The sequence below is a fragment of the Coprococcus sp. OM06-34AC genome (genome assembly GCF_003462545.1).
In the GTDB taxonomy this organism is placed as follows: Bacteria; Bacillota; Clostridia; order Lachnospirales; family Lachnospiraceae; genus Coprococcus; species Coprococcus aceti.
On sequence record NZ_QTZF01000002.1, the window covers coordinates 80,015 to 106,405 of the forward strand.

General features: G+C 47.1%; 21 protein-coding genes and 1 pseudogene. 1 reads left to right on the top strand and 21 read right to left on the bottom strand.

Annotation, left to right across the window (positions count from 1 at the left end; genetic code table 11):
- Nucleotides 1-177: 177 nt before the first annotated feature.
- The 11 genes and pseudogenes from DXB91_RS14840 to DXB91_RS03655 form a co-directional block, all read right to left on the bottom strand.
- Nucleotides 178-270: pseudogene (locus DXB91_RS14840) on the bottom strand (L-serine ammonia-lyase, iron-sulfur-dependent subunit beta); the annotation flags it as partial.
- 226 nt (nucleotides 271-496) lie between these two features.
- Nucleotides 497-2,821 (bottom strand): alpha-galactosidase, encoded by a 2,325-nt coding sequence (locus DXB91_RS03610; protein WP_118016845.1) that lies wholly within the window; start codon nucleotides 2,819-2,821, stop codon nucleotides 497-499.
- Nucleotides 2,822-3,207: 386 nt separating this feature from the next.
- Complete coding sequence (locus DXB91_RS03615; protein ID WP_118016846.1) at nucleotides 3,208-4,905, bottom strand: alpha-glucosidase; 1,698 nt, start codon at nucleotides 4,903-4,905, stop codon at nucleotides 3,208-3,210.
- Nucleotides 4,906-4,914: 9 nt separating this feature from the next.
- Nucleotides 4,915-5,751, bottom strand: coding sequence for a carbohydrate ABC transporter permease (locus tag DXB91_RS03620; RefSeq protein ID WP_015534748.1), 837 nt, complete (start codon nucleotides 5,749-5,751; stop codon nucleotides 4,915-4,917).
- A complete protein-coding gene (locus DXB91_RS03625) occupies nucleotides 5,751-6,647 on the bottom strand; it encodes a carbohydrate ABC transporter permease (RefSeq protein WP_044998090.1) in 897 nt (298 codons plus the stop codon). The genes DXB91_RS03620 and DXB91_RS03625 overlap by 1 nt, the downstream gene beginning before the upstream one ends.
- Before the next feature lie 113 nt (nucleotides 6,648-6,760).
- Nucleotides 6,761-8,239 (bottom strand): ABC transporter substrate-binding protein, encoded by a 1,479-nt coding sequence (locus DXB91_RS03630; protein WP_118016847.1) that lies wholly within the window; start codon nucleotides 8,237-8,239, stop codon nucleotides 6,761-6,763.
- A gap of 280 nt (nucleotides 8,240-8,519) precedes the next feature.
- Nucleotides 8,520-9,581 (bottom strand): LacI family DNA-binding transcriptional regulator, encoded by a 1,062-nt coding sequence (locus DXB91_RS03635; RefSeq protein WP_055145491.1) that lies wholly within the window; start codon nucleotides 9,579-9,581, stop codon nucleotides 8,520-8,522.
- A 111-nt stretch (nucleotides 9,582-9,692) separates the two neighbouring features.
- Entirely contained in the window at nucleotides 9,693-11,183 is a 1,491-nt protein-coding gene (locus tag DXB91_RS03640; RefSeq protein WP_118016848.1) for an AAA family ATPase, read from the bottom strand.
- Between the two features lie 69 nt (nucleotides 11,184-11,252).
- Nucleotides 11,253-12,782, bottom strand: coding sequence for an MATE family efflux transporter (locus DXB91_RS03645; protein WP_015534744.1), 1,530 nt, complete (start codon nucleotides 12,780-12,782; stop codon nucleotides 11,253-11,255).
- Nucleotides 12,775-13,995: a MalY/PatB family protein gene (locus tag DXB91_RS03650; RefSeq protein WP_118016849.1), complete on the bottom strand. Its 1,221-nt coding sequence runs from the start codon at nucleotides 13,993-13,995 to the stop codon at nucleotides 12,775-12,777. The genes DXB91_RS03645 and DXB91_RS03650 overlap by 8 nt, the downstream gene beginning before the upstream one ends.
- Before the next feature lie 281 nt (nucleotides 13,996-14,276).
- Nucleotides 14,277-15,134 carry a DUF3737 family protein gene (locus DXB91_RS03655; protein WP_118016850.1) on the bottom strand — a complete coding sequence of 286 codons (858 nt, stop codon included), beginning with the start codon at nucleotides 15,132-15,134 and terminating at the stop codon, nucleotides 14,277-14,279.
- Nucleotides 15,135-15,424: 290 nt separating this feature from the next.
- Between DXB91_RS03655 and DXB91_RS03660 the strand changes: the two genes are divergently transcribed.
- Nucleotides 15,425-15,853 (top strand): DUF3592 domain-containing protein, encoded by a 429-nt coding sequence (locus DXB91_RS03660; RefSeq protein ID WP_015534741.1) that lies wholly within the window; start codon nucleotides 15,425-15,427, stop codon nucleotides 15,851-15,853.
- 20 nt (nucleotides 15,854-15,873) lie between these two features.
- Here the strand turns inward: DXB91_RS03660 and DXB91_RS03665 are convergent, their stop codons facing one another.
- From DXB91_RS03665 to DXB91_RS03710, 10 genes are all read right to left on the bottom strand, one after another.
- Nucleotides 15,874-16,629: a tRNA threonylcarbamoyladenosine dehydratase gene (locus DXB91_RS03665; protein WP_004851697.1), complete on the bottom strand. Its 756-nt coding sequence runs from the start codon at nucleotides 16,627-16,629 to the stop codon at nucleotides 15,874-15,876.
- Between the two features lie 119 nt (nucleotides 16,630-16,748).
- Nucleotides 16,749-17,183, bottom strand: coding sequence for an RrF2 family transcriptional regulator (locus DXB91_RS03670; RefSeq protein WP_015534740.1), 435 nt, complete (start codon nucleotides 17,181-17,183; stop codon nucleotides 16,749-16,751).
- Nucleotides 17,184-17,385: 202 nt separating this feature from the next.
- Complete coding sequence (locus DXB91_RS03675) at nucleotides 17,386-18,333, bottom strand: NAD(P)/FAD-dependent oxidoreductase (RefSeq protein ID WP_117875213.1); 948 nt, start codon at nucleotides 18,331-18,333, stop codon at nucleotides 17,386-17,388.
- A 416-nt stretch (nucleotides 18,334-18,749) separates the two neighbouring features.
- Nucleotides 18,750-20,027: a glutamate-1-semialdehyde 2,1-aminomutase gene (gene hemL / locus DXB91_RS03680; RefSeq protein WP_118016851.1), complete on the bottom strand. Its 1,278-nt coding sequence runs from the start codon at nucleotides 20,025-20,027 to the stop codon at nucleotides 18,750-18,752.
- A gap of 119 nt (nucleotides 20,028-20,146) precedes the next feature.
- Nucleotides 20,147-21,118: a porphobilinogen synthase gene (gene hemB, locus DXB91_RS03685; protein WP_044998093.1), complete on the bottom strand. Its 972-nt coding sequence runs from the start codon at nucleotides 21,116-21,118 to the stop codon at nucleotides 20,147-20,149.
- 1 nt (nucleotide 21,119) lies between these two features.
- Nucleotides 21,120-22,712 (bottom strand): uroporphyrinogen-III C-methyltransferase, encoded by a 1,593-nt coding sequence (gene cobA, locus DXB91_RS03690; RefSeq protein ID WP_118016852.1) that lies wholly within the window; start codon nucleotides 22,710-22,712, stop codon nucleotides 21,120-21,122.
- Between the two features lie 32 nt (nucleotides 22,713-22,744).
- Entirely contained in the window at nucleotides 22,745-23,797 is a 1,053-nt protein-coding gene (gene hemC, locus DXB91_RS03695; protein ID WP_118016853.1) for a hydroxymethylbilane synthase, read from the bottom strand.
- Nucleotides 23,787-24,386 carry a precorrin-2 dehydrogenase/sirohydrochlorin ferrochelatase family protein gene (locus tag DXB91_RS03700; protein ID WP_243002945.1) on the bottom strand — a complete coding sequence of 200 codons (600 nt, stop codon included), beginning with the start codon at nucleotides 24,384-24,386 and terminating at the stop codon, nucleotides 23,787-23,789. Before DXB91_RS03700 ends, hemC begins: the two co-directional genes overlap by 11 nt.
- Before the next feature lie 119 nt (nucleotides 24,387-24,505).
- Nucleotides 24,506-25,801 (bottom strand): hypothetical protein, encoded by a 1,296-nt coding sequence (locus DXB91_RS03705; protein ID WP_118016854.1) that lies wholly within the window; start codon nucleotides 25,799-25,801, stop codon nucleotides 24,506-24,508.
- A 98-nt stretch (nucleotides 25,802-25,899) separates the two neighbouring features.
- Nucleotides 25,900-26,316 (bottom strand): M67 family metallopeptidase, encoded by a 417-nt coding sequence (locus tag DXB91_RS03710; protein ID WP_118016855.1) that lies wholly within the window; start codon nucleotides 26,314-26,316, stop codon nucleotides 25,900-25,902.
- Between the last annotated feature and the right edge of the window lie 75 nt (nucleotides 26,317-26,391).

A 26,391-nucleotide genomic window follows, 5' to 3' on the forward strand; every position in this document is an offset into this window, starting at 1 on the left:
AAACATTCTTTATGCAATTATATCATGTTTGCAGGCTAAAAAAAACCTTATTTATGCAATTTGACAAATGCCATAGTTTCTATCTACATTTTTAGTCTATTTTTCACCTCAAGCGCCGTGCGAGTGGTTGCAAGGCCTCCACGCGCAGTCTCCTTCAGTGTATCGGACATGTCTGCACCGATGCGTCACCTTGTTCACACCTTCACCCCCTGCCGTGTGTGAGCTCGACGGTCCAACCATTACAGGCCCCATTATGTCAAATATATTCATACTGTGTTTTCTCCTCCGATTTACGCAGGCACATCTTAACTGCCTTATTTCAATTATAGACCACGAGTGCGGTTATTTGGAATTTATTATCTTAGTTTTTTGACTCGGATATACTGTCTTTTTTCTTTTTCTGCCCGAAAAGACAGGAAAGCGTACAAAATCCGAAAATCTTGTACGCTTTCTATTATTTTGGACTATATTCAGGAAAATTTTTTCGCAAACCCGCTTACTCTGCCTTGAGCACATAGAGTCTGGAATCATAGTCTCCGCAAGGCATATCCTCTCCGACTATCTCTCCCGCCGATGTGTCGCTGGTGATGAGTCCGAGGTTCATCAGCTCATCGCCATAGCATGATGGGCCTGCGATGACATTGACTGCAGAATCCTCTCCTTTGTCTTCTGACACTTTCTCATATATCAGCTTTCCATCCGGTGTCTTGCTCACTGTGAGTGCCTGTCCTCCGAGCACATTGCAGCTATATAACGCATCCGGATCAAGACCGTGAAGCTTCATTCTTGTAAAACATTTGTTAGGTGTGTAGAGCGTTCTGAACCACGCAACTATGGCGGTCTTCTTATCGTCTGACACGACCAGCCAGCCACACTCCTCATCTTCAAATGGACTTGCAAGTCTGTAGAATGTTCCGTACTGGATCAGCTCACGGTATACCTTCATGAACCTGACCTGCTCCTTGACTTCCTCTATCTCATCAGCGGTAAGCTTGCCTAGATCCAGCTCATAGCCAAATGTTCCGAAGTATGCAGCATTTGCACGGGTTCTCAGCGGAGCCTCTCGCCTTGTCTGGTGATTTGGCACAACCGACACGTGGCTTCCCATGCTGCTGATCGGGTAACACATGGACGTTCCATACTGGATCTTGACTCTCTCTATGGCATCCGTGTCATCGCTTGTCCAGCCCTGTGGTGCATAGTAGAGGATACCCGGATCAAAACGTCCGCCGCCGCTGGCACATGACTCAAAGAGTACATGTGGAAATGTGCTCGTAAGTCTCTCATACAGATCATACACACCAAGTATGTATCTGTGGAACACCTCACCCTGTCTGTCAGCCGGAAGAGCCGCACTATAACACTCGGTGATACTTCTGTTCATATCCCACTTCACATATGACACCTTTGCCGTGCTGAGTATCTTTGCCATCATCTCATATATTCTGTCAACGACCTCTTTTCTGGAGAAATCCAGAACGTACTGGAATCTTCCGTGTGAGTCATGTCTTCCTGGAACTGAAAGTATCCAGTCTGGGTGCTCTCTGTAGAGGTCTGAGTCTTTATTTGTCATCTCAGGCTCGAACCACAGTCCGAACTTCAGACCTACCTTCTCTATATCCTCTGCAATTCCTGTGATTCCCTCCGGGAGTCTGTCTGGATTTGCAACCCAGTCTCCAAGCCCTGCATGGTCTGTGGTTCTGGCTCCAAACCAGCCGTCGTCAAGAACGAACAGCTCAACTCCGCACTCCTTTGCCTTCTGTGCGATGGCTATGAGCTTCTCTCTGGTGAAATCAAAATATGTCGCCTCCCAGTTATTGATAAGGATTGGTCTTGGCTTGTCTCTCCACTCGCCTCTCGCAAGTCTCTTCTGGTACAGCTTGTGGAATGTCTGGCTCATCTTGTTGAGTCCCTGGTCTGAATACACAATAACTGCCTCAGGAGTCTGGAAATGCTCTCCTGCATCGAGCTTCCAGTCAAATGTATCCGGATTTATTCCGGCCAGAATACGGGCTGTATTTCTCGTGTCAACCTCTGCCTGTATCTTAAAATTGCCGCTGTATACAAGGCTTATTCCAATCGCCTCTCCCTGGTTCTCGTCCGTTGTCTCTCTCTTCAATGCGATGAACGGATTGTGCTCATGGGATGAATGACCACGGTTGCTGCCTATCGACTGTAAGCCCTGCTCGAGGTCTCTTGTTATTATGTGGCGCTCCCTTGCCCATGCGCCCGAGAGCTGCATCCACTGGTAATCAGGATCAGGGAGATCCAGGCACATGCTGTAAGCAGTGGTGAGATGTACCGCCTCTGTGCCTTCATTTACATACTCTACGCTCTTTGCTATGACTGGTCTGTCGCTCCATATTGTATAAAGCATTCTCGCCTTTATGCCTGTGAGTGAATCCTTCAATGTGACGATCAATGTCTCTGCCTCGTCATCATTCTCTGTGTATGTTGCCGGCAGTGCCTCAAGCTTTGGCTTGTCCGCATTTACCTCATGTGATACATATACAAAATCTGATATCCTGCTGCCATTTGACTGAAGGACTTCAACCATCGGTGCTCTGTAGTCTGTGGTTCCGTACACAGGAAGCTCCTGCTTCACTGACTCAAGTGAGAACAGTCTGTCATCGTCATATACATACTGGAACATAGGTCTCTGGACGAGCTCCAACAGATGTGAGAAATCCTCTCTGTCCCTTATCGCCTTACCATAGTACAGATTTCCCAGATGTCCGTTCGGGAGCACCGTCATGATGTAGCTTATCTCACCATTTGTAAGGTGAAATGTCTGTGTCTCTTCGTGAAATATAATACCCATAAGTGTATCTCCTTTTCTCCATTTATTTGTCTGAGCAGACAACCTCCGTTACGCCTGTACACTGCGCACCCTCTGCTCTTAAATCTCATGTCTGACTGCTTTTTATACAGCTATTTTAATATCTGGGTATTATATTTTATATGGAAAAAAGTTGACCAAATATGGTACTGCTGATGGTTAAGTTGGGTGATTATTCTGAACTGTGAATACGCTTTGAACATTAAGACATATCTTGCATTTAATGATCCATTCACTTTGTCTATAGATTTGAGCAAAGTATCCCAAAAGTATACAGACAACGAAAAAAGCCTGAATACTGATACCAGACCAACTGTAATTTTCAATCAGTCTCCACCAATATTCAGGCTTTTTCTGCCAGCTCCGGCCTACACCGCGTACACCACAGTCTCATAAGGTCTGAGCGTACCATCATAATCCGCATAATTACCCATAAGCACATCCGCAGTCTCAGGAATTGCATAGCCCACATCCTCACCGGTCATGTTGACAACAACATATACCGTTCTGTCTGTGCTTTCTGCATTTGCTCCAGTTCCACATGCACACTCAATCTGAACCGGCTTGCGCCTGTACACTATGATTCCTGCATTATCCGTCTCCACATCCTCCAGGTCTCCGTAGATGAGAGTCTGTGTGTACTCTGAGTGATTTCTGAGCTGTATCATCGCCTTATAAAAGTTAAGCACAGAATTCTTATCAACGCTCTCAAGCTCCACCGTCTGGAGGTCACACTGATTGTTGCATGCCAGCCATGGCTCATGCGCTGAAAATCCAAAGTTTTTTTCGCTGTTCCACTGCATTGGAAGTCTTGACTGATCACGACTCCTTATATTTACGGATTCCATCGCCTCAGTCTCACTGTATCCGGCTTCAAGGCATCTCGCATACTGTCCCTTGGAATTGATATCGTCGAGCTCATCTATATTGTCAAAATGAGTGTTGATCATTCCAAGCTCCTGTCCCTGATATACAAATGGCGTGCCCTTCAGGAAGAAGAACAACGCGCCCAGCGCCTTTGCCATCTGTGTCCTGTATTCAGGTATATCACCGGCTGGGAAGTATTTGCCTATACTTCTAGGCTGATCGTGGTTTTCCAGGTAATTCGCCGCCCATCCAATCTTTTTCACGAGTCTCTGATTGGTGAACAGCTTGTCCTTGAACTCCTCTATCGTCCAGTCTCTCTGGTGCAGCCAGAGATCGCCCGGATTGATATCTATGTCTGTGTAGCTGAAGTCAAATATCATGGAGAAATGTCCATCTCTTCCAATGTATTTGTCCAAATCCTTACTTGGAACTCCAGGAGTCTCTGCGACAGTCACAAAGTCTCCTCTGCCATATGTGTTAAGCTTTAACTCGTGAAGGAACTCATCTATTCCCGGCCTGTTGAGGCAGCATTTGCCAACATCGCATCTGCCGTCCTCGCCGTCTGACGGCATAGGCGGGAATGAGAGGTCTTTCTTGATAAATGTGATGGCATCCATTCGGAATCCGGTAACTCCCTTGTCGAGCCACCAGTTCATCATGTCGTAGAGCTCCTGTCTCATCTCCTCACATTCCCAGTTGAGATCCGGCTGCTCCTTCGCAAATGAATGGAAATACCAGCTGCCATCCTCAATCTGTGTCCATGTGCTTCCACCGAAATTAGATCTGAGATCTGCAAGTCCATCTATGTTGTTCTTAAATATATAGTAATTTCTGTATTTGCTGTGTCTGTCCCGGCACGCCTCCTGGAACCATCTGTGCTGGTCTGATGTGTGATTGATGACCATGTCCATGATGATCTTGATGCCATTTTCATTTGCACATCTTATAAGTTCATCCGCATCCTCTATGGTTCCAAACTCAGGATTCACATCGTAGTAATCCGATATGTCATATCCGTTGTCCTTCATAGGCGACTTGAAGAATGGACATATCCACACAGCGGTCACGCCAAGTTCTTTGAGGTACGGCAATTTCTCGGTTATCCCCTTCAGATCTCCTATGCCGTCTCCGTTGCTATCATAGAAGCTTCTAGGGTATATCTGGTAAAATACCGCCTCTTTCCACCATTTTTTGTCCATATTTTATGTTTATCCTTTCACAGCTCCGGCTGAAATTCCCTCGATGATATTCTTCTGAAGAATGATGAATATGATCACAATAGGGATGATACAGAGAAGTACTGCAGGGAAGATGAGCTCCCATGGATTTCCGTACTGTCCTGACAGACTCTTTGCATAATATAAGCTCAGCGTGAGCGTCTTTTTGTCGTTATTTCCTATTACGAGGAATGGAAGAAGGTAATCGTTCCATATCCACACTGCATTTGTGATGACAACTGTCATGGTCGTCGGCTTTAAGAGCGGCATGACCACATATCTGTATATCTGGAATATATTTGCTCCATCGAGCATGGCTGCCTCCTCAAGTGACAACGGGATGCTCTTGATGAATCCTCTGTACAGCAGAACCGACATACTGATTCCAAATCCTCCGTACATGAGGATCAGACCCGGTGTGTTCTTGAGTCCCAGCTTGTCCATCAGCGATACCAACGGGTACATAACTGACTGGAAAGGTATGAGCATGGCTGCTGTGTATGCTATGAAGAGTATATTTGCCACCTTGGAATCTGTCCTGGCAATTGCCCATGCGGCAAATGAAGATATGACCACGATAAGTGCCACTGCCGCAACTGTTATGAGTACTGTCTGAAGCAGGCTGCTGCCGAGATTTATCTGCTCAGCTGCATTCTTCAGATAGTCCAGATTCCATGATTTCGGGAGAGCTATTGGAGATGCTACTATCTCCTGCTGTCCCTTGAATGAGTTGACGATCAGGAACCATATCGGGAATATGGTCACGATTGCCAATACAGCGAGTATAACCACTATGAGTGCTCTTTTGATCTTGCCTTTTACTCCCATTATGATTCAATCTCCTTTCTCTTAGTGATCATTACCTGAGCTATAGATATAACTGCAATGATAACGAAGAATATAACTGCCTGTGCCTGCGCCTCTCCGTATGCCGGAGGAGAGCTCTCTCTTACTGTTTTCAGTATCATGTAGGATATCATGGTCGTTCCGAAATTGCCCTCTGTCAGTGAAACATTGAGGTCAAGCATCTTGAAGCTGTTTGCCAGTGACATGAAGAGCACTATCGTAAATGAAGGCATGAGAAGCGGAAGTGTGATCTTCCTGAAGCTTGTCCAGCCCGTAGCCCCATCTATTCTGGCAGCCTCATAAATATCCTCTGAAATATTGTTGAGTCCGTTGAGGTAGATTATCAGGTAATAACCTGCAACCTGCCATACACCAACGATCGCATATGCCAGAAGTGCTTTCCACTGATTCTGAAGCATGTTGTTGAGCACCTCTACGTGTACCACACCGTCTGTTCCGAACAGCGTCTGTGAAAATACATTTTCAAATATGAAACGCCATACATAACCCATGGCGAGCATTCCAAGTACATATGGAAGGAACAATACCGTTCTGAAAAGTCCCTTGCCCTTGGTAAGCTTCTTGATCATGAGTGCCAGAAGAAGACTGACAACATTCTGTGCTATTACTGCGAGTACAGCATATATGGCCGTGTATCCAAGTGACTGAAGGAAATCCTTCGACTTGAATATGCTTGTATAATTCTTAAGTCCCACCAGTGCATTCCACCAGTGCTCCCCACCTACGAAGTAGGAACCTCTCCACTCGGTGAAGGAGTAGATCACACCCTCTATAAAAGGAACTATGATAACCAGCAGAAACAACACTATAGAAGGCAGAACCATAAACCAGAATTTTCTCTTGTAAAATCTTTTCATAGTTTTTCCTTTCCTACATTGAACACCAGCCATACAAAATTTGCCTTCGGCAAATGGCTGGCGCTACATGTCAGGTTTTCATAGAAAACCTGACACATCCCATTTAGCACCGATTACTCTTTGATGCTGTCCTTCCACTTTGTCAGTGCATCTTCCACACCTGTTCTTATAGTGTTCTCATCCCACTGATCAGGATTTGTAAACAACTGCTCCTGAATAGTTGCACCGATGGTGTTGAGTCCCCATGACTCAGGGAAAGCATCGAAGTCATTGCCCATCACAAGGTCATTGCTCATATAGTATACAAGTGAATTGCTGAGCGGATTCTCAAGCTTCTCGCTCTCGTCTGCGTTGAATGGGACAAATGCGAATTTGTTTGTGATGTAATCTTTTCCTGTATCTGATGTGTAGAGCCATACAAGGAAGTCCTCAGCGGCCTTCTGCTCCTCTTCTGAATCCTTCTTGTTGATAACGTAATACTGTGAAACGAACTCAGGGATTGAGCTGTTCATCTTGTCAACTGTAACGCCCTCAGCTGAGATGTCACTCTGCTCAAGGTTGACCTTCATTGGGAGCATCGTAAGTCTTGATGCCTTGTCTGCATCCACACCTGCGATGGTTCCGTATACCCAGTTACCCTGCTTGATGAACATTGCCTTACCCTCGGCAAATGTCTGAACTGCCTGATCATATCCTGTCACTGTTGAGTTGATGTACTCTGATCCACGCTCTACCTTGCCGCTTGGTCCTGCTGTGTAGCTTGAAAGCATGTCAAGCTCCTGAACCATCTTTACAAGTGGCTCCTCAAGCTTATCAACATCTTCCTTTGTAGCTGCTGCCGTTGCATTGTAGTTAGGGAATACTGCATTCAGTGCGTAGTTTGTATAGTGGTTTGCATATGTCCACTTCTCTGCGCCTGCGATTGCAAATACTCCGTTCATGTTCTCTGTTGTGGCTGTCTTGTCCTTTGCCGTGGTGTATGCATTGCCTGAAAGTGTAACCTTCTCACCACCCTTGCCGTTTATGTAATCATCGATTGCCTTGATCATGCCTGTGAACTCTTCATAATCGGCACTTCTGTAATCAGCGACAAATGCGTCTGCGCTGTCAAGTCCAAATACATCACATATCATCTGCGTATCTGCGATAAGTCCGTAACCCTCTACGTTGTAAGGGATTCCGCAGCTTGCTCCGCTCTCATCTGCGAGCTGCATGCTCTCTGGAATTGAATCGTAGATTGACTTTAACTCCTCATTCTTTACTGATGTTGATGGAAGTACAAATCCGCCCTCGTTCCACTCTGTGAACTGTGCCTGATTTATCGCGTACAGTGTAGGATAGTTCTTGGAATTCATCTCAGATCTGAGTGTCTCCATGGTCTCCTGTGTACCACATGTGTAAACCTTAACCTTAACTCCTGTCTCTGTCTCATAATCCTTGCACAGATCCTGGATACTGTCTGCGATCTCGGACTTTGTGTTGTAAATATACAGATCGTAATCCTTCTTTGCTGAACCACATCCTGTCATGGATGCAAGTCCCAGCATCATAGCTGCTGAAAGTGCACATGCTACTAATTTCTTTGCTCTCATAACCTTTTCTCCTTTTCTTGCTTTGAATTTTCCCTCTTGTTAATTCTCGCTATCATTCATATTGTTCCGATAAAACACATTTCATAAGCGCTTAAATGAAACATGTTTCATTTGCATTAAGATTATCATATGAAACATGTTTCGTCAATAGGGGATTTATAGATTTTTGTATTTTGTGCTCTTAGTAAGTTTTTTATGTTTTGTACCCACACAAAAAAGAAGTTCATGATTTTTGAGTGGCACCTCATTTTCTCTTCATGAACTTCTTTTCGTAATCATACTATAAAGTTGTATCGCCTTTTTCTACGCTCACCGGAAGTAGTATAAGATTTCCGTCTATATGTGTGTTTCTCTCTTTTGCGCTGTCGATCTGATCTGCGGTTGCACTTTCAACCTGTCCTTCGGCATCATCTTCCTCCTCCGGTCCGTCGATCATCTCCATAAGCTGGCGTACTGCCTCCTGGGCGATCTCCTTGTACGGCTGATGTATCGATGTGAGCCTTGTCGTGCTGGCGTTGGTTATGTACGTTCCGTCGTATGCCACGATCGCCAGGTCATCAGGAATCTTTTTGCCTATGGCAAGTGCCGCCTTAAGGAATGCTATCGCTGGCATGTCTGCGGCAAATATCCCATCCACGTCAGGATACTCCTCCAGTATGCATTTTGCCATCTCAAAATATCCATGAAAATCAAAGTCGTTCCACTGTATTGGAACTCGTCTGGATTTTATCCCATTCTCGGCAAGGACTCTATCTAGTTCCTCATGGCACTCAAATGACATGATATTCTTATCTACCTTGATTCCTGATATGTGGATGACATATTTGCATCCACTGTTTATAAATTCCTGGGCAGCAAGCTGTCCGCCCATCTTGTGATCCGACACTACGACAGGAAATTTGCTGCCAACCTTATAATCCAGCATGACCATCGGCTTATCTATCTTCTGGTATTCCTTCGCCGTACATGCCGACGTTCCGCATATGATCCCATCCACGATGTTGGACTTTAACAGCTTGAAACACTCCTTCTCCCTCTGCTTGTCATCGGATGTTGAAAACAGCATAAACTTGTATTTCTTCTCATAAAGTATCTTTTCTATCTCCGATGCCAGTGATGAGAACCATGGGTGCTGGATATTTGGAACCAACATCGCAATGGAGTTTGATCTGCCCTTGAACATGCCTCGCGCAAGCTCATTTGGAACATAATCCAGTTTCTTCATCGCATCTTCTATCTTCTTCTGAGTCTCAGGTTCAACATTTGCCGTGCCGTTGATAAGTCTCGACACCGTGCAGATGGCGACCCCCGCCTCCTTCGCAACGTCTCTTATACTTGCCATATATAAATATACTCTCCTTATGAATTTCAGACTGTAGTCCATGAAACTTGTTTCATAAGAAGAGTATACCATAATACTTTCCGTAATGTAAATTGTGTAATATGACGATAATCAGCTCAAAAGCTCCTCTATCATAGCTCCGTCAAATGTCACGCTCTGAACGTGATTTACTTCAATCTGGTAAAGCGCATGTGCAACTATGTGCTCTGCAGCCTGCTCTATATCTCTGATTCCAGTCACGCCATCGCACTTCTTGATGACAGCATCCACGCCGTCTGGAAGGATGATGCACTCGCTCCCTTCAAGTCCAATGCGCTTGAGCACCTTCGGCAGAACAAATTTGTTGAATATCTCCTTCTTCTCATCCGGGGTGTAATCCGGTATGTCTATAACAGCAAATCTCGACATGATCGGCTTGCTGATGTTCTCCTTGTCATTTGCCGTCGCTATAGGATACACGCCATTTGTCGGGATCATGCACTCCATGTAGTTGTCGGTAAATCCCAGGTTATCCAGGAGTGTCAGCAGTACATCGGCAGGATTGCCGTTGCCCTTGCCGGAATTTGCCTTGTCCAGCTCATTGATGATGAATACGAGGTTAGATTCTCCAGCCTGTGAAAATGCCTCCATGATGATTCCCGGCTTGGCATTGGAATATACTCTTGAACTTCCTGTAAGCTGCTCCGGATCGTTGATGGAACTCATGTCAAGGGTCGTCCATGGAAGTCTGAGTATTCTCGCAACCGCATAGGCTATCTGTGACTTTCCTGTTCCGGCAGGTCCGCAGAGCAGAAGTCCGTATGCAGGAAGTGTATGTGTACGGTTGATCTGGATGATTGTCTCGATGATCCTCTGCTTTACCTTCTCCATTCCGTAGAGTTCCTCGTCCAGTATCCTTCTGGCCTCTTCCGGATCTATCGCCTCAAAGTAATTGCTCTTCCATCTGATGTTCATCGCCATGGAAAGTGCTCTCTGGGCGTGGCGTCTCTCCTCCGGTGATACCTCGCTGGATCTCGCAACCGCAAGATTTCTTCTCGCCCACAGTCTTATATTGTCAGGGAGCGTTCTTCCGGCACAGTGCATGAAATCAATGATACTCTGCATGCTTGTGAGTTTCATGTCGTCGCCAAGTGCCTCCTCCTCTTCTTCCTCCTCGGATTTCTCCTCTTCTGAAGGGGCATCACTTGCAAGAAGTCGCTCTATCATGAACTGGAGGAATCCGTCATTTGCCGACAGCTTTGCCCCGCCGCCGAACTCGGTCTCCCTTATCTTATATACTGCATAGCCTTCCGGTCTGTTCTCTCCTGACAGACGGACGTTGATATGATTTTCGCCGAGCCATTTGAGAAGGCTTACAAATCTCGCATCTATCTTCAATATGTCGGCAGACTGAACTCCGTCCACCTCGTCAAATTCAAATGCTGTCCTTTTGATCGGATTTGTGAACTTTCCGCCGGAGTGGTGCGCCCACTTCCTGGTCGAGTTCTCCAGGAGCATTATCGGTTTCTCTGCTGTGGCTGTTCTTTCCGATGACTGAAATGTCTCATATGTAACTATGTTCTTATTCTTGTTGTCACTTCCGCTGAAATCAAATACTGGCATATTTTCCTCCCTGTTTAACGATGTTTTATTGCAAGTTTAATCATGCCTTGCAATTATAAAACATCATATTTAATGTTCGTCAAACACCCGCATCCATCTTTCCCGTTTAAGCCTTGTGGTGAACAGGATTCCTCTGAAACAGAGCTCCACGCACATGGCGATCCATACACCGTAGAGACCGACTCTAGGTGCAAGTATGGCTGCAAGCGGTATCCGCACACACCACATACTTGCAAAGTTCATGCAGCTAGGAACCAAAGTGTCCCCGGCTCCCCTGAGTGCTCCCGATGCAACTATGGATGCGGCATAAAATGGTTCGGCAAATGCCTCTATCCTCAGCACTGCCGCCCCAAGATTTCTTATCTCTTCGTTCGGTGTCAGCACACCTATCATGGACGGAGCTGCTATGTACATGAGGACTCCGCCAATGGTCATAACCGACACACCTAATCCCATTGTAATCCATGCCATTCTTCTGGACAACTGTTTTTGTCCTGCTCCCACGCATTGTCCCACAAGTGTGGTTGATGCCGCCTGTACTCCGTACCCCGGCATGTAACAGAAGCTCTCCGCAGTAACCGCAAATGAGTTGGCTGCGATGGCTATCGTTCCAAGCGGTGACACGATCTTTGTGGACATGACATACGCTGAGCACATGACCATCTGCTCAAGACCCACAGGTGCTCCAATCTTCACCGCCTTGGCAAGGGTATCCCTGTGAAATCTTAAACGTTCTCCCTTTCTTAAATGGAGTGTCCTGTTCTTCCAAAGAAGTGCAGTGACCATGATGGCACAGGTAACTGCTTCAGCAGTGATGGTTCCAAGTGCCGCCCCAGCAACGCCAAGTCCAAGTCCCGGCATGGTAAATGTCAGTCCATTCATCGAGGTTTCAGACTGCACAAGTGTTGACAAATGGGAACCAAAGGCTCCTGCCTGAACCGTTCCTGCCATCTGAGAACCAGCCAGCCTTACGCTGGATAAAAACGGAATACTTAAATTTACAATTCTTGTCGGAAATATAAAGAACAAATTAAAAATCACATCCATCACACAGCACATGACATTAAGTATACCTGGGAGTCTCATATTTCCGGAGCTCTGGTGCATACCGCCCGCTATGCTGTTCATCTGCAGAGCAGGAAGTCCCAGCATATACACAAGGAAATACTGGCTTGCCATCTTCTGTATAGCAGCTTCACCGCCGAGCCAGCTCGGAAGCGGTGTGCTTATCACTGCTGCAATGAGTGCGAGTATGACGCTTATGCACAGGGCTATTATGAGTCCCTGTTTCATGATATTTCTGGCAGATTTATCCTCACCGGCCCCCACAGCCTGGGCTATCTGCACAGTAAATCCTGTAGTCACCGCAATGCATAGCCCGCCAAACAGCCATGTCGTGGACGAAACAAGTCCGATGGCTCCCGATGCATTTGCACCAAGACGCCCCACCATGGATGCATCGATGTACTGCATGACAATGGACGAGATCTGGGCAAGGATCGCCGGGATGCTGAGCCTGACCGTAAGTCCTATCTGCTGGGATGCGGTCATCGACTTTCCAGATATCATGTCCTTCAGCAAGTTTTCACTGCTACTCATCTATATCTCCTTTTTTAGCCGCATTGTCTATGTTTACCGTCTCTGCGTTCATTTTTCTGAATGCCGTGGTTCCCTCGGCAAGTCTCTTCATGCCCTCTTCCATGATCGACCTTGGACATGCGATGTTAAGTCTGATAAATGCCTTTCCGTTCTTACCATATGAAAGTCCCGGCGACATATAGAGTCCGGTGTTCTTCCTGATAAATGCTGAAAGCTGTTTTGCGTTGTCAGTTATCTTACTGCAGTCAAGCCAGAGAAGGTATGTTGCCTCCGAGTACACCACCTTCATGTCAGGGATATTCTCAGATACAAATTTTCTCACATACTGCTTGTTCTCATACAGATACTGCCTGAGACTGTCCAGCCACTCGCCACCATCTGTAAATGCTGCTATAGCCGCATCCACCGCAAATACATTTGGCTCGGCTACCTCGTCTGTGTTCAGTCCTCTCCACATCTTGTGTCTCAGGAATTTATCCGGAACCACAATTGCTGCGGTCTGTATTCCAGCTATGTTGAAGGTCTTTGTCGGCGCAATACAGGTCACACTTATATCCCTGCATGTGTCGGATGCCGTGGCAAATGGCACATACTCCTTGTCAGGATCGGTGAGATCGCAGTGTATCTCATCCGAGATGACCGTCACACCATACTTTGCGCATAGCTCTCCCACATGGGCAAGTGTCTCCTTATCCCAGATCTTCCCCGCAGGATTCTGTGGATTGCAGAGTATCATGAGGCTGGTCTGTGGATCTGCAAGCTTTGCCTCAAGATCCTCAAAGTCCATGGCATATCCATCGCCGTCGTATTTCAGAGGGCTTTCCAATATATTTCGCCCATTGTTGTATATAGAATTAAAGAAAATATTGTAGACAGGGGTCTGCACTACAACATTCTCTGCGGGTGTGGTGAGCTTTCTCACCGCCGTTGATATGGCTGGGATGACTCCGGAGCAGAACACCAGCCAATCCCTATCTATCGCAAATCCGTGTCTGTTGCCCCACCAGTTCACGTAGGCATCTGCCCACTCGTCCGGGATGATGGAATATCCGAATATTCCGTGCTCCACCCGGGCTGCCAGTGCCTCCCTGATGCATGGAGCCGTCTGAAAGTCCATGTCTGCCACCCACATTGGCAGTTCGTTTTCCGGCACGTCCCACTTCAGGGAGCCTGTGCCGCGTCTGTCTATAACCTTGTCAAAATCAAACTTCATGTTTGTCCCTCCACTTCATGGAGAGATTCCGCGGCTGCTGTGGCAAACGGCTGGCACATATAGAGTGCTCCATCACGTTCGTCTTCCCTCGCCTTGCTTTGCTTCTATCTGCACTGCGCTCTGCAAGCGATAAGGGCGTTGCTTGCGCCGCTCCGGCAAGAAGCAGCAATGCTCAGTCGACTTCACTACCGATTGAGCACTCTATATGTGCCAACTCGTTTCACCACAGCAGCCGCGGAATCTCATTTACGTTATGATATATCACCAAATCTTAAACTCGTTTAGTCCTGTACTATTATTTTTGTCTTTGACGGATCTACTTTGTCTTTTTCTATTATCAGGTTGTCGATGTGCTGGGCTTTGATGGTCCCTGACGTCGGATTCATGACACTGTCTATCTTGCTGCAGATGTCGGCATCCACTGTTGAATATTCAAATGCAAGTGTTGTGTTGATGAGCTTGCAGTTCTTCATCACAAGGTTGTCGATGTAGCACATGCCCTGAAGGCTCTCGATGGTGCAGTTCACCAGGGTGAGGTTCTTTGCGTTCCAGCCAAGATACTCGCCCGATATGAATGAATCATATACGGTCACGTTCTCGGTATTCCAGAATGCATCCTTTGAAAGCAGATTGGAGTTTCTTATCTCTACATTCCTGCATCCGTCAAATGAATAGTTGCCGTCAAGCTTCAGGTCGTCTATCTTCATATTATTGCTGTTCATGGCAAAATAGTCGCCCTTTGCTGTCACGTGATCCATTGTCACGTCATCGCAGCTCCACAGTGTCTCCTCCGCATTGGTGAATGTCACATCCGTAAGCTCCAGCCCTTTACATCTGCGGAAGTTCTTTGGCGCCTGGATGAGTGCACGCCTCACCGCGATATTATCAGTGTACCAGACTCCGGCTCTCGCCATCTCAAACCAGTGGCAATCCTCCGCAACAATGTTCTTGCTGTACCACAGCGGATACTTCCATTTGAACATGCTGCCGTACAGATTTATGCCGCGGCTCTCCTTAAGCGGAGACTCGCCGTCGTCAAATATCGTATCATATATATCGAGATTTTTTTCCATGAAAAGAGCTCTCTCACCTGTCAGAAACTCCTGTCTTATAATCTTCTTTTCTTCTTTATTATCCATCTCGTTCATCTTCCTTTTGTATATTCTCTATTATATTATTGGCCTATTATCACCATGTTATCACTTCTGGCAAATGCGAATATGACTGAGCTTATGACCACCATGAGTGGCAGTGCAAACAGTAATATATTTATTACCTGAATTTTGCTATATTAACAGACTTATCCGCTTAAATTAATGGATTCTCAACCAGTCTTCTTTATATTATAATCTACACATACAAGTCCGGCATGTAAATAGGGATCTCATGTCTGACATTTTGGGGAAACAACAATTTCAGGGGGTATATTATGATTTTAACATCAGGGGATTCTATCAGTATTTTTTTCAGACTATTACCTTATACGACTTACATTATTCCAATAGCATCATTCATCATAGCTGTGGTCATCGGTCTTTCCATACGGGGTAAGGCATGCCGTATCGAGCGGGACTATACCAGAACATCCGCCGATATCACATCTGTCAGAAGATTCAGTAAAAGAACCCATATCAACTATGAATACCGCGACCAGTCCGGAGTATTGCACAATGGTTTTCTTTCCGTCCGCGGTATAACAAATTACAACTCCATGTCGTCCATCGCAATATATTACAACCCGAATAATCCATCCGTATCTTATACGGAAAGAACTATGAACAGTGACAAAAATGCACCATTCATCTATGGTGGTGCGGTTCTGCTTGGAACTCTGGTATTTTTATGGAGAAGGCGCTGATTTCTCAGCGTCCTTTTTTATTACCTCCTGATGAGATCCTTTGCCACCTCACCGGCTATTATAAGCCCTGCGACTGATGGCACAAATGCCACGCTGCCCGGGATGTCTCTGCGCTCTGTACATTTGTGTTCTGCACCCGGAGGACAAATGCAGTTGTTTCTGCAGCTTATCGCCATATCTTCGATCGGCCTTGTCGGAATCTCTTCAGAGTATACGACCTTGAGTTTCTTGACGCCCCTCTTCTTCAGTTCTCTTCTCATGACCTTCGCAAGAGGGCACACCTTTGTCTTGTATATATCTGCAACCTTGAACTGGCTTCCGTCAAGCTTGTTTCCCGCACCCATGCTGCTGATGATCGGAATGTTCTTCTCCTTACACTTCATGACAAGAGCGATCTTGGCTGTCACGGTGTCCACCGCGTCGACTACGTAGTCGTAGCTGTCCCAAGGGAAGTCATCCGCATTCTCCGGAAGGAAGAAACATTTGTGTACCTCAACCTCCACATTTGGATTGATGTCAAGCATCCTGTCCCTCATAACATCGGTCTTATACTTTCCAACTGTGCTCCTTGTCGCTATGATCTGTCTGTTGAGATTTGTCAGACACACCTTGTCGTCATCTATCAGGTCAAATGCTCCGACACCGCTTCTGACCAGCGCCTCGCATACATAACCGCCAACTCCGCCTATTCCAAATACCGCTACCTTAGAGCCTGCCAGCTTGTCCATGGCTTCCTTGCCAAATAGCAGCTCCGTTCTCGAAAACTGTGTTAACATCTCTTATTCTCCTAATATGATATATATCCCACTACAACTATATACAAAATAAGTTTTTTTTCAACTGAAATCTTATTGCCCCTCCGGGGACGGAGGTACCTGTCCCCTCCGTCCCTGATTTATATTGAGTACATGTATCCGATCCGGTCACTGTACTCCCGGGTGAGATCGGCGATGGTTTTGTTGTCAAGGACATTGTTGATGGCAGACTCAAGATCATCCCACACCTCTCCAATGACATCGTTCATGACCATGTTGGTGTCGCCATCCTCATCAACTCTGTTATCGATTGGTGATATCCTGCCCTCTATCGCCCTTAGCACCATCCCAACCGTGATCTCCTCCGCCGGCATGTTCAGACGGTAACCACCTCTCGGACCTCTCACGCTCCTTAAATATCCTGCCTTTAGCAGAGAAGATGTAACCTGCTCAAGATATTTGTCAGACAATCCACATCTTCTGGCTACGGCTTTGACAGTAACCGTGCTGCCGCTGTTTATCGATATATCTACCATGAGTCTCAGTGCATATTGTCCCTTTGATGATATTAACATTTTTCCGCCTCCTGTTCATTGTTATATTTTACCTATAGAATTACTATGAATTAGTTTTATTTTTTTTGGCAGGGAGAAAAAGCAGTTATATCATTGATGTTCTTACCTTATCTCCGTGCCAATTATTTTCCGTTTAATTCACTTGATTTTTATGATTATGTTTCTATACTGCCTACCATATGTTGCTGATCAGATACTCAAGTTATACCTTCTTTTTTAATCCGTTCAGGTATTCCTCAACATAATGGATAACTGCTGCACCATCTCCAACTGCTGTCGCCACCTGGCGCACTGCCTTGGTCCTCACATCTCCCGCAGCAAATATTCCCGGTGTGCTGGTCTGTCCGGTCTCGCCCGCTGCAACATAACCAGCGTCATCAAGCTCCACAACGTCACCGAGGAAGTCTGTGATAGGGCTTGTTCCTATGGCAATAAATACACCGGCTACCGGAAGCGTGAAATTGCTGTCTGCCTGTCCGTCCACTGTTTTCGGTGTCTTAACAGCGACCTTGAGTTCCAGCTTGCCCGGCGTTCCGCCTATCTCTGTCACCTGCGCAAATGGGTGGAATTCTATATTCTCAGTCTCAAGCACCTGCGCTCCGAGTATTTTCTCGCCTCTGAACTCATCTCTTCTGTGGATCAGATGTACCTTGCTGCACATCTTTGACAGATACAGGGCATCCTCAAGAGCTATATTACCTCCGCCCACAACTGCGACTTCTTTGTTCCTAAAGAACGCTCCATCACATGTGGCACAGTAAGAAACTCCTGCCCCTGTGAATTCCTCCTCACCGGGAACGCCAAGCTTTCTGTGCTTTGCACCCGTGGCTATCAGAACCGCCTTTGTCTCTATGTTGCTGCCATCCTCCAGGCTGACCTTTTTGTGATCACCGTAATCCTCGATGGCTGTCACCTCTCTGTCATCAAACTCCACGCCAAATGTATCCGCGTGTTCTCTGAACTTCATACCCATGTCAAAGCCGCTTATGCCCGGCAGTCCAAGGTAGTTGTCAACCTGCTCTGTATTCACGATCTGCCCGCCGGAGAATGCCTCCTTCTCCAGTACCACCACGTCCAGCATCGCCCTCTTGGCGTAGACTGCGGCGGACAGACCCGCAGGGCCGCTGCCCACAATAACCAAATCTCTCATATTTCCTCCTTGTCGAAGAAGGTTGCTGTCATGTTTATGTGATGCTCCAAGGCTACGCACGACTCTGTCACCTTGTCTTAACTCCTGAATTGAACATCAGCCCATCAAAAGTCGCCTTCGGCGAGGGCTGACGCTACATGTCAAGTTTTCACAGAAAACTTGACACATTATTTGCATTCGCTCCCGCCCCCTATAAGGGCAGGGGGGCTCCCGCTCAGCAAGGAGCGACAAGCTTCCGTCGTCTATGTGCTACTCGCCTTTGGAGCATCACATAAACATGACAGCTTACTCTTCGATAACCGTTAGTTTTATTATGTTATTTCCAAACCACTCTTTTAATACTTATCTAATTATTTCTACAATATAGGAATATAAATTCCTTTTTAATGAGACATCTTCTGACCTACTAAGTCTCTCTAGTTCTCTTTGTATTTCTTTATCAGCTCACAGGTTTTGGATACGTCTTCCTTGCTGTGTGCGTAAGATACGAACATTGCCTCGAACTGTGATGGTGCAAGGTAGATTCCGTTGTCCAGCATGTATGAGAAATACTTTGCATACCTTGCGGTGTCGCTGGATATTGACGTGTCCATATCCACCACTTCCTGATCTGTGAAGAATACGCTCATCAGTGAGCCTATCTGGTTGACATGGACTGTGTCGCCAAATGTGCTTCTGACTGTGTCGGCTATCTGCCTTGTGCTCTTTTCTATCGCCGGATATATTGTATCCTTTTCCTTCTGGAGTATGCGGAGCGTTGTGAGTCCGGCTGTCATGGCTATCGGATTGCCCGACAGAGTTCCCGCCTGGTATACTCCGCCAAGTGGTGCCACCATGCTCATGACATCGCGGCGTCCGCCGTATGCTCCCACCGGCATTCCGCCTCCGACTATCTTGCCAAGTGTTGTGAGATCAGGCTTTACCCCGAAGTATTCCTGGGCACCGCCAAGGCTGAGTCTGAAACCTGTGATGACCTCATCAAATATAAGAAGTGCGCCGTACTCATTTGTTATGTCCCTGAGGAACTGAAGGAATCCATCATGTGGTGGAACGACTCCCATATTTGCGGCAACCGGCTCGACCACGATTGCGGCAATGTCTTTGCCCTCCGCCTCAAATAACTTCTTTACGCTGTCCTCGTTGTTATACTCTGCTATGATTGTATGCTGTGTATACGACTTTGGAACTCCCAGGCTGTCCGGAACTGACTGTGTGAGTGCCGCCGAGCCCGCCTTGACCAGAAGTCCATCACTGTGTCCGTGATAGCAGCCGCGGAACTTTACAATCTTGTCTCTGCCTGTAAATCCCCTCGCCACTCTGAGGGCACTCATCACCGCCTCTGTTCCCGAGTTGACCATTCGTGTCAGCTCCATTGACGGCATGAGCTCATTTATCAGCTCCGCGATCTCAAGCTCTTTCCTTGTCGGTGCGCCGAATGTAAGTCCGTCATCACAAGCCGCCTTCACCGCATCTATGACTCTGTCATCGGCATGCCCCAGAATTCCCGGGCCCCAGGAACAAACATAATCCACGTAGGAATTGCCATCCTCGTCAAATATATGTGAACCTTTTGCTTTCTTCATAAATACAGGTGTCCGTCCCACCGAGCCAAATGCCCTGACCGGTGAATTGACGCCGCCCGGAATTACCTTCTGTGATTTCTCAAATAGATCCTGTGAATTTGTCATTGCCATTCTTCTTTCTATAATTTATCGTCCTGTGTGAATTTTTATGATTCCGACTCTTTGGAAACGCCTCTCTCTCCTCCGTCGAGTGGGGCAGATCGTCGGAATCATTCCGAAATATGACTCCGTCATATTGATTCCGACTCAAGCCAGTGTGCCACGTCTATAGCATGATAAGTTATGATGATCCCTGCGCCGGCTCTCTTCATGGCTGTCATGTTTTCCATGACGATCCTCTTCTCGTCTATCCAGCCATTTGCCGCAGCTGCCTTGACCATGGAGTACTCGCCGCTGACATTGTACACCGCTATCGGATAGTCCGTGTGGTTTCTCACATCCTTGACTACATCCAGATAAGCAAGTGCCGGCTTGACCATGATTATGTCTGCTCCCTCGGCGATATCCGCCTCGCACTCTCTCAGAGCCTCCCTGCCATTTGCGGGATCCATCTGGTATGTCCTTCTGTCTCCAAACTGTGGTGCAGAATGTGCCGCATCGCGAAATGGTGCATAGTAACCAGATGCAAATTTCGCACTATAACCCATGATCAGTACATCCGTCAGCCCGTTGTCGTCAAGTGCCTTTCTGATGTATGCGGTGTGTCCATCCATCATATCCGACGGAGCCACCATGTCTGCGCCAGCCTTTGCAAGTGATACAGCCATCTTGCCCAGATATGGAAGAGTCTCATCGTTGAGTATCTTGCCGTCATGGATAATTCCGCAGTGACCGTGTGATGTGTACTCGCACAGACAAATGTCCGCTATGACTATCATATCCGGATACAGCTCTTTTATCCTTCTGACCGCCTTCTGCATGATTCCCTGATCATCATATGCACTGCTTCCAACCTCATCTTTGTGAGCCGGTATTCCGAACAGGAGAACCGCGCTGATTCCGGCGTCCGCCACTCTGCGAAGCTCCTCCTCAAATGTGTCGAGTGAATACTGATATATGCCTGGCATGGAATCAACAGGATTCTTGATCCCTGTGCCCTCCGCCACAAACATCGGGTATACAAGATCCTCCTTGTTAACCCTGTTCTCTCTAACCATATTTCTGATGGCCTCGCTTCCGCGAAGTCTTCTGAGTCTTATCATGTTACTGCCTCTTTTCTCTAAAATAATAATCACCGATGGCTGATATAAGGTGCTCGATATCACCAACCTCCGGAACTATATCCGCATGATAACCAGCCTTCTCCAAAGCCTTCTCGGTCACATTTCCAAGTGCCGCTATGCGGATATTCTTCATTATATCATGTATTTTAAAACTGCCGTCTGTATTGTCCGTATGATCCCCACATGAATCTATATCATTCAACATATGAGCCACACCGCAGTTTTTTTCCTCTGCATCAAGAACATCTAGAAATCCTCTGACTCCTGATGCGCTGACAAATGTTATCACATCCAGATCCTTCAGATACTGTATGCTCTCCATCCTGCGTCCAACCACATCATAAACTGGGATCTCCTCATATACCACACCGCCCTGATCAAGTATGTCAAGCATCGTCTCGCTGCCCTGGACTGCCCTCGGAAGGAGAAGTTTCTCTCCGTCATTCATCACATTTGCAAGTCCCATAGCAAGGGCGCTTGTGGTGTACTCGTCCGGCACGTAATCCGCTATATATCCCTCAACCTTAAGTGCGTCCCTTGTTCCGGCGCCGACCACTGCAAGTTTCAGATGAGCCAGTTTTCTGACATCTATATTCCACTCCCTGAGCCATTTGAAAAACAGGGTTATGGTGTTCTGACTGGTAAATGCCAGCCAGCTGTAATCTTCTATATGTTCCAGAGCCATGCGCAGCCTGTTCTTCTCCTCTGTCTGCTCCACGCTCATATCCACTATGCTGTAGGATTGGCCGCCAAGTGCATCTATTGCAACTCTCATCTTCTCGCGAAGCTTTGGCGTTCCAATAAGTCCAACGTGGACATTCTGAAGCGGTCCTCTGTTTGGTGCTGTAAAATCCAACGCTGCATTTTCACCCACAACTATGATCGCAGGAGATTCAAGCTTTGCCTCGTTCACCTTGTCCGCAATTGTCTGTATATCGCCGCGGACTATCCTCTGCCCTGGCATGGTTCCCTTGGAAATGACCGCGACCGGAGTATGTTCCTCCGCCCCAGTCTGAACAAGTCTCTCCATGATCTGTGGCAGTCTGTTCAGCCCCATCAGGAACACGCTTGTCCCTTCCTGATTTCTGATGTAGTCGTAGTCATCTAAACCACCTTCATCAGATCTGTGTATGTCCGCCCGCTTGTGTCCTGTTATCACGTGAAAGCTTCTGCTCGTTCCGCGGTGGGTCACCGGTATGCCGCACACCTCCGGAACCGCCACGGCGGACGTTATTCCCGGTATCACCTGAAATGGGATCCCCGCTTCTAGAAGTGCGGTCACTTCCTCGCCGCCTCTTCCAAATACAAATGGATCGCCACCTTTGAGGCGCACCACCATGTTGCCTTTGCGGCCTTCCTCAACAAGTATCTCGTTTATCTCAGGCTGCTTCTTGTAGTGGCTGCCCGCCTGTTTGCCGACGTATATCCTGCGGCAGTCCGGCTTCACCATCTCCAGAAGCTGGTAGGTGCCAAGCCTGTCATATATGATTGTATCGCATTGTTTTATGAATTCCAGGCCCTTCACCGTGATTAGTCCCGGATCGCCGGGGCCTGCGCCTATTAAATATACCATTTTGTTCTCCAATACGCTGGGTGTGCTATAACCTACTTTATCAACACCTCTACCAGCTGTTCCCATTCTGCGGTGTTTCCTTCTACCGTCTTTCTGTGTATCTGGATTTCTTCATCTTTCTCTTTGTCCGATAAAGCCGCATCTGCTTTCATCAGGCTTAGCTTCATGTGGTCGCCATGAAGTTCTGAGTACACGCCTATCGGTTCGTGACAGCCGGCGTTCAGGCGATTCAGAACTGCGCGCTCGCATGTGAGCTGTGTGTATGCCTCGGTATCATTTATCGTCCTCACCATGTCGTATGCTTCGCCAGATGTTCGCGTCTCTATGGCTATGATTCCCTGACATGCTGCCGGAAGCATGGACTCTGTGCTGATGTATCTGAATGTAAGTTCGTCCTTGTGCACTTCAAAGCATTCTGTGCCGTCATTGCCTTTGTCTTCAATAACTCCCAGGCGCTCAAGCCCTGCCGCTGCAAGAATGATGGCATCGTATTCGCCATCTTCCAGCTTCTGTATGCGGGTGCCGACATTTCCTCTCAGGTTCTTGCACACAGCATTTCGATACATGTCTTTTATCTGGTATTGCCTTCTCAGGCTGCTGGTTCCCACCACGAAACTCTCGTTTCTGTCAAATATTCTGCCGCTTTTATATATGAGAACGTCCTGCGGACAGGCCCTCGGAAGTGTACCCGATATAGTAAGACCTTCCATGATCTCCATCGGCATATCCTTGGCACTGTGTACCGCTATGTCTATGTCTCCTTTAAGTATAGCTTCCTCGAACTCCTCGACAAATACCGCTTTGCCTCCGAATTCCAGAAGCGCTCTACTGGTGTCCCGATCCCCCCGGGTACTCATTGTAATCATCTGAAAATCAATCTGGGGAAATCTCTCCTTGAGTGCCTTTATCACCAGTTCAGTCTGAGCAAGAGCAAGCATGCTACCGCGGGTTCCAACCTTTACTGTTTTTTTCTGTCCTCCGCTTTCGCAATCCAAGCCGTCACTATTGAATCCATCTGCCATGTCATTCTCCGCAAATTTACGAATATTCGGTTTATTTTTACCATGTCCATTCTCAACTCTCATCTAACAGACTCCTAACCATTTGCTGAAATGCCTTCTTTCGCTCTTCCTCACCGTCTATCTGTGCTTTGATCTGTTCCCGGAGCTCACCCATCCGCTCCGCTATGTCGCCATAACTCCTGCCTAAATGGCTCTCTATATTTCTCTTGATCGTTCCCGCAAGCACCGGACTCTGTCCTCCGGTGGAAACGCTTATCACGACCTCTTTATCCTTTATGATCGCCGGAAAGTAGAATCCACAATCCGATTTCACATCCACCACATTTACCAGTATGCGCTGCTGCCTGCAGAGCTCAGCCATGTCGTGGTTGACCTTCTCATCGTCCGTCGCCATTATGACGACAAATGCACCGTCAATATCCTGCGGCTGCACGCATCTTTTCACAAGTGTGAGATGTCCTGAACTATATTTATCCGATACACACAATCGCTCCGCCAGTTCTAAAAGCTCCGGGCAGAACTCCGGGGACACCACCGTGACCACCGCGCCAAATTCCAGCATGCTGCACACCTTTCTGTATGCAACAGTTCCGCCTCCTGCGATCAGGCATCTCTCATTATTCAATTCTATCATAAATGGGAAATACGACATCACTACCTCTAATTTCTATTATTGAGTCTCTATTAAAAAGCACAAAAAGTTGTTCCAATTATCTGACATAACCATCATCAGCCGATGATACATCATAACCTCAGGCAAACAAGCAGTATTCAGTTCTCACATCCGGCAGTCACAATACTGTCCAGCATTTTCTCAAATGCCTCATACTCAAGCTGTCCTTTGAGTTTATATACCAGCTTTGCGCCATCTATAGTCTTAAGCTTCGCCATCACGTCTCCGTGCTCCCTGTTGAACCTCGAAAATGCTATGTTCTTCATGATCTCGTCAACCTGTGATATGAGCCACGGCTCCATCTCTGTGATTGTCTTTGCCCTGTTTTCATTGTTCTCTCTGGAAAGTGTCCTGATATAGTCTATGTCACGCAATACACATCCGTCCACCTCTGAGACTGACGGGTCAATGTCCTTTGGCATTGCCAGATCAAGGAGCAATCTCCGCTTCGGCTGCATTTTCACAGCCTCCGCCAGCTCATCCCTGACAAATGTATAATGCGGGCTTGATGTCGCACTGATGATGACATCCGCCCAGGCTGCCAGCTCATATCTTCTGCTGTAGTCCTCTATCCTGATCTGCTGATGTCTGTCAAATATGCTATCTGCACTGTGGTGACTTCTGCTTGTGCCTGTTATCTCTATATCTGGTGCAAGATCTGCAATATCCTTGACAACTATGCTGCCTATCTTGCCTGTGGCTCCTACGACTAGGATATGCCCGGTATTTGCCTTTTCAGCATCCACACTCTCAACTTGACTGCTGCTTACCACATCACTTCGAACATCTCTGCACGTGTTTTCAATGCCGCCATTTCTTGTAAAATTCACTGCCTCCCGTGCTGACAAGGTTCCGACGGATACCGGAAGTCTCGTAGTGTCACTCTCCGTCGCCACCGCCTTTGCCGCCGCAAGTGCTCCCTGAAATGCTATATTCAGCTCGCCGTCACAGGCTCCAAGCTTCTTTGCCACAAGATATGCGCTCTTCACCTGATGTATGATCTCCACCTCGCCGAGCACCATGGAATCCATACCACACGCCACTCTGCACAGATGTAACATACACTGGAATCCCTCATAATTCATGCTATATCTTCTTATGAGGCTGACAGGGACATCCCTATCATTAGCCAGAAGCATTTCTACCTGTTCAAGCAGGCCACCTCGCCCACCGGAAGCTTCACCGCTGCTCATTTTTCCTGTTATAACAGGCCCACATGGCTCACATTTATCCGTAAAGTATATTTCCATCCTATTGCAGGTCGACAACACGACACATCCACCCACCGCAGCCTTTAGCCGCTCGGTGAACTGTCTCTGTCCTTTTGTCGAAAATGCAAAGCTCTCCCTGACATCGGCCGGTGTATTTTTATGATTTATACTTATGCAAAACATATCTTCAGTAACTCCAAATGAAAATTTATGACAAGCCCACGTAAAGAACAAGGGCGGGTATCAAAGCCCGCCCTGTTCTTTCAAATGCCTGCTATCTATCATGATTCTATAACAAGCTCCTCTATCGTCACATTCTTTTCCTCATCTATGTTGAAGGCCTTGAGTACCGGATTGTCTATCTCCATGAGGGAGAGAATCAGATAATTCACCTTGGAATCATATGCAAGTCTCTTATCCTCCTCCGAAGGTCTGGATGGAGACTCTGGATGGGAATGGAAGTTGCCAAGAAGCTCGTATCCATTTGCACGCATATCCTTAACTGCCGCAAGCTGCTCTCTTGGGGCCATGGAGAAATGCTCGTTGCTGGCGTCAATATTTGTCAGGAGATACACCTTCCTGATGTACTTCTTATCGCCCTCTCTAACACCGCCGATCAGACCACAGGACTCATTTGGAAGGCCTTCCTTGCAGTGTGCAAGTATCTTCTCGTAATCAGACTTTGTCATGTACAACATCTTACTTCATATCCTCCTTATTATCAAGCATTGAGCAGACGCATGAAAAGGCGCTTCGCGCGGCGTCTGCGTGCT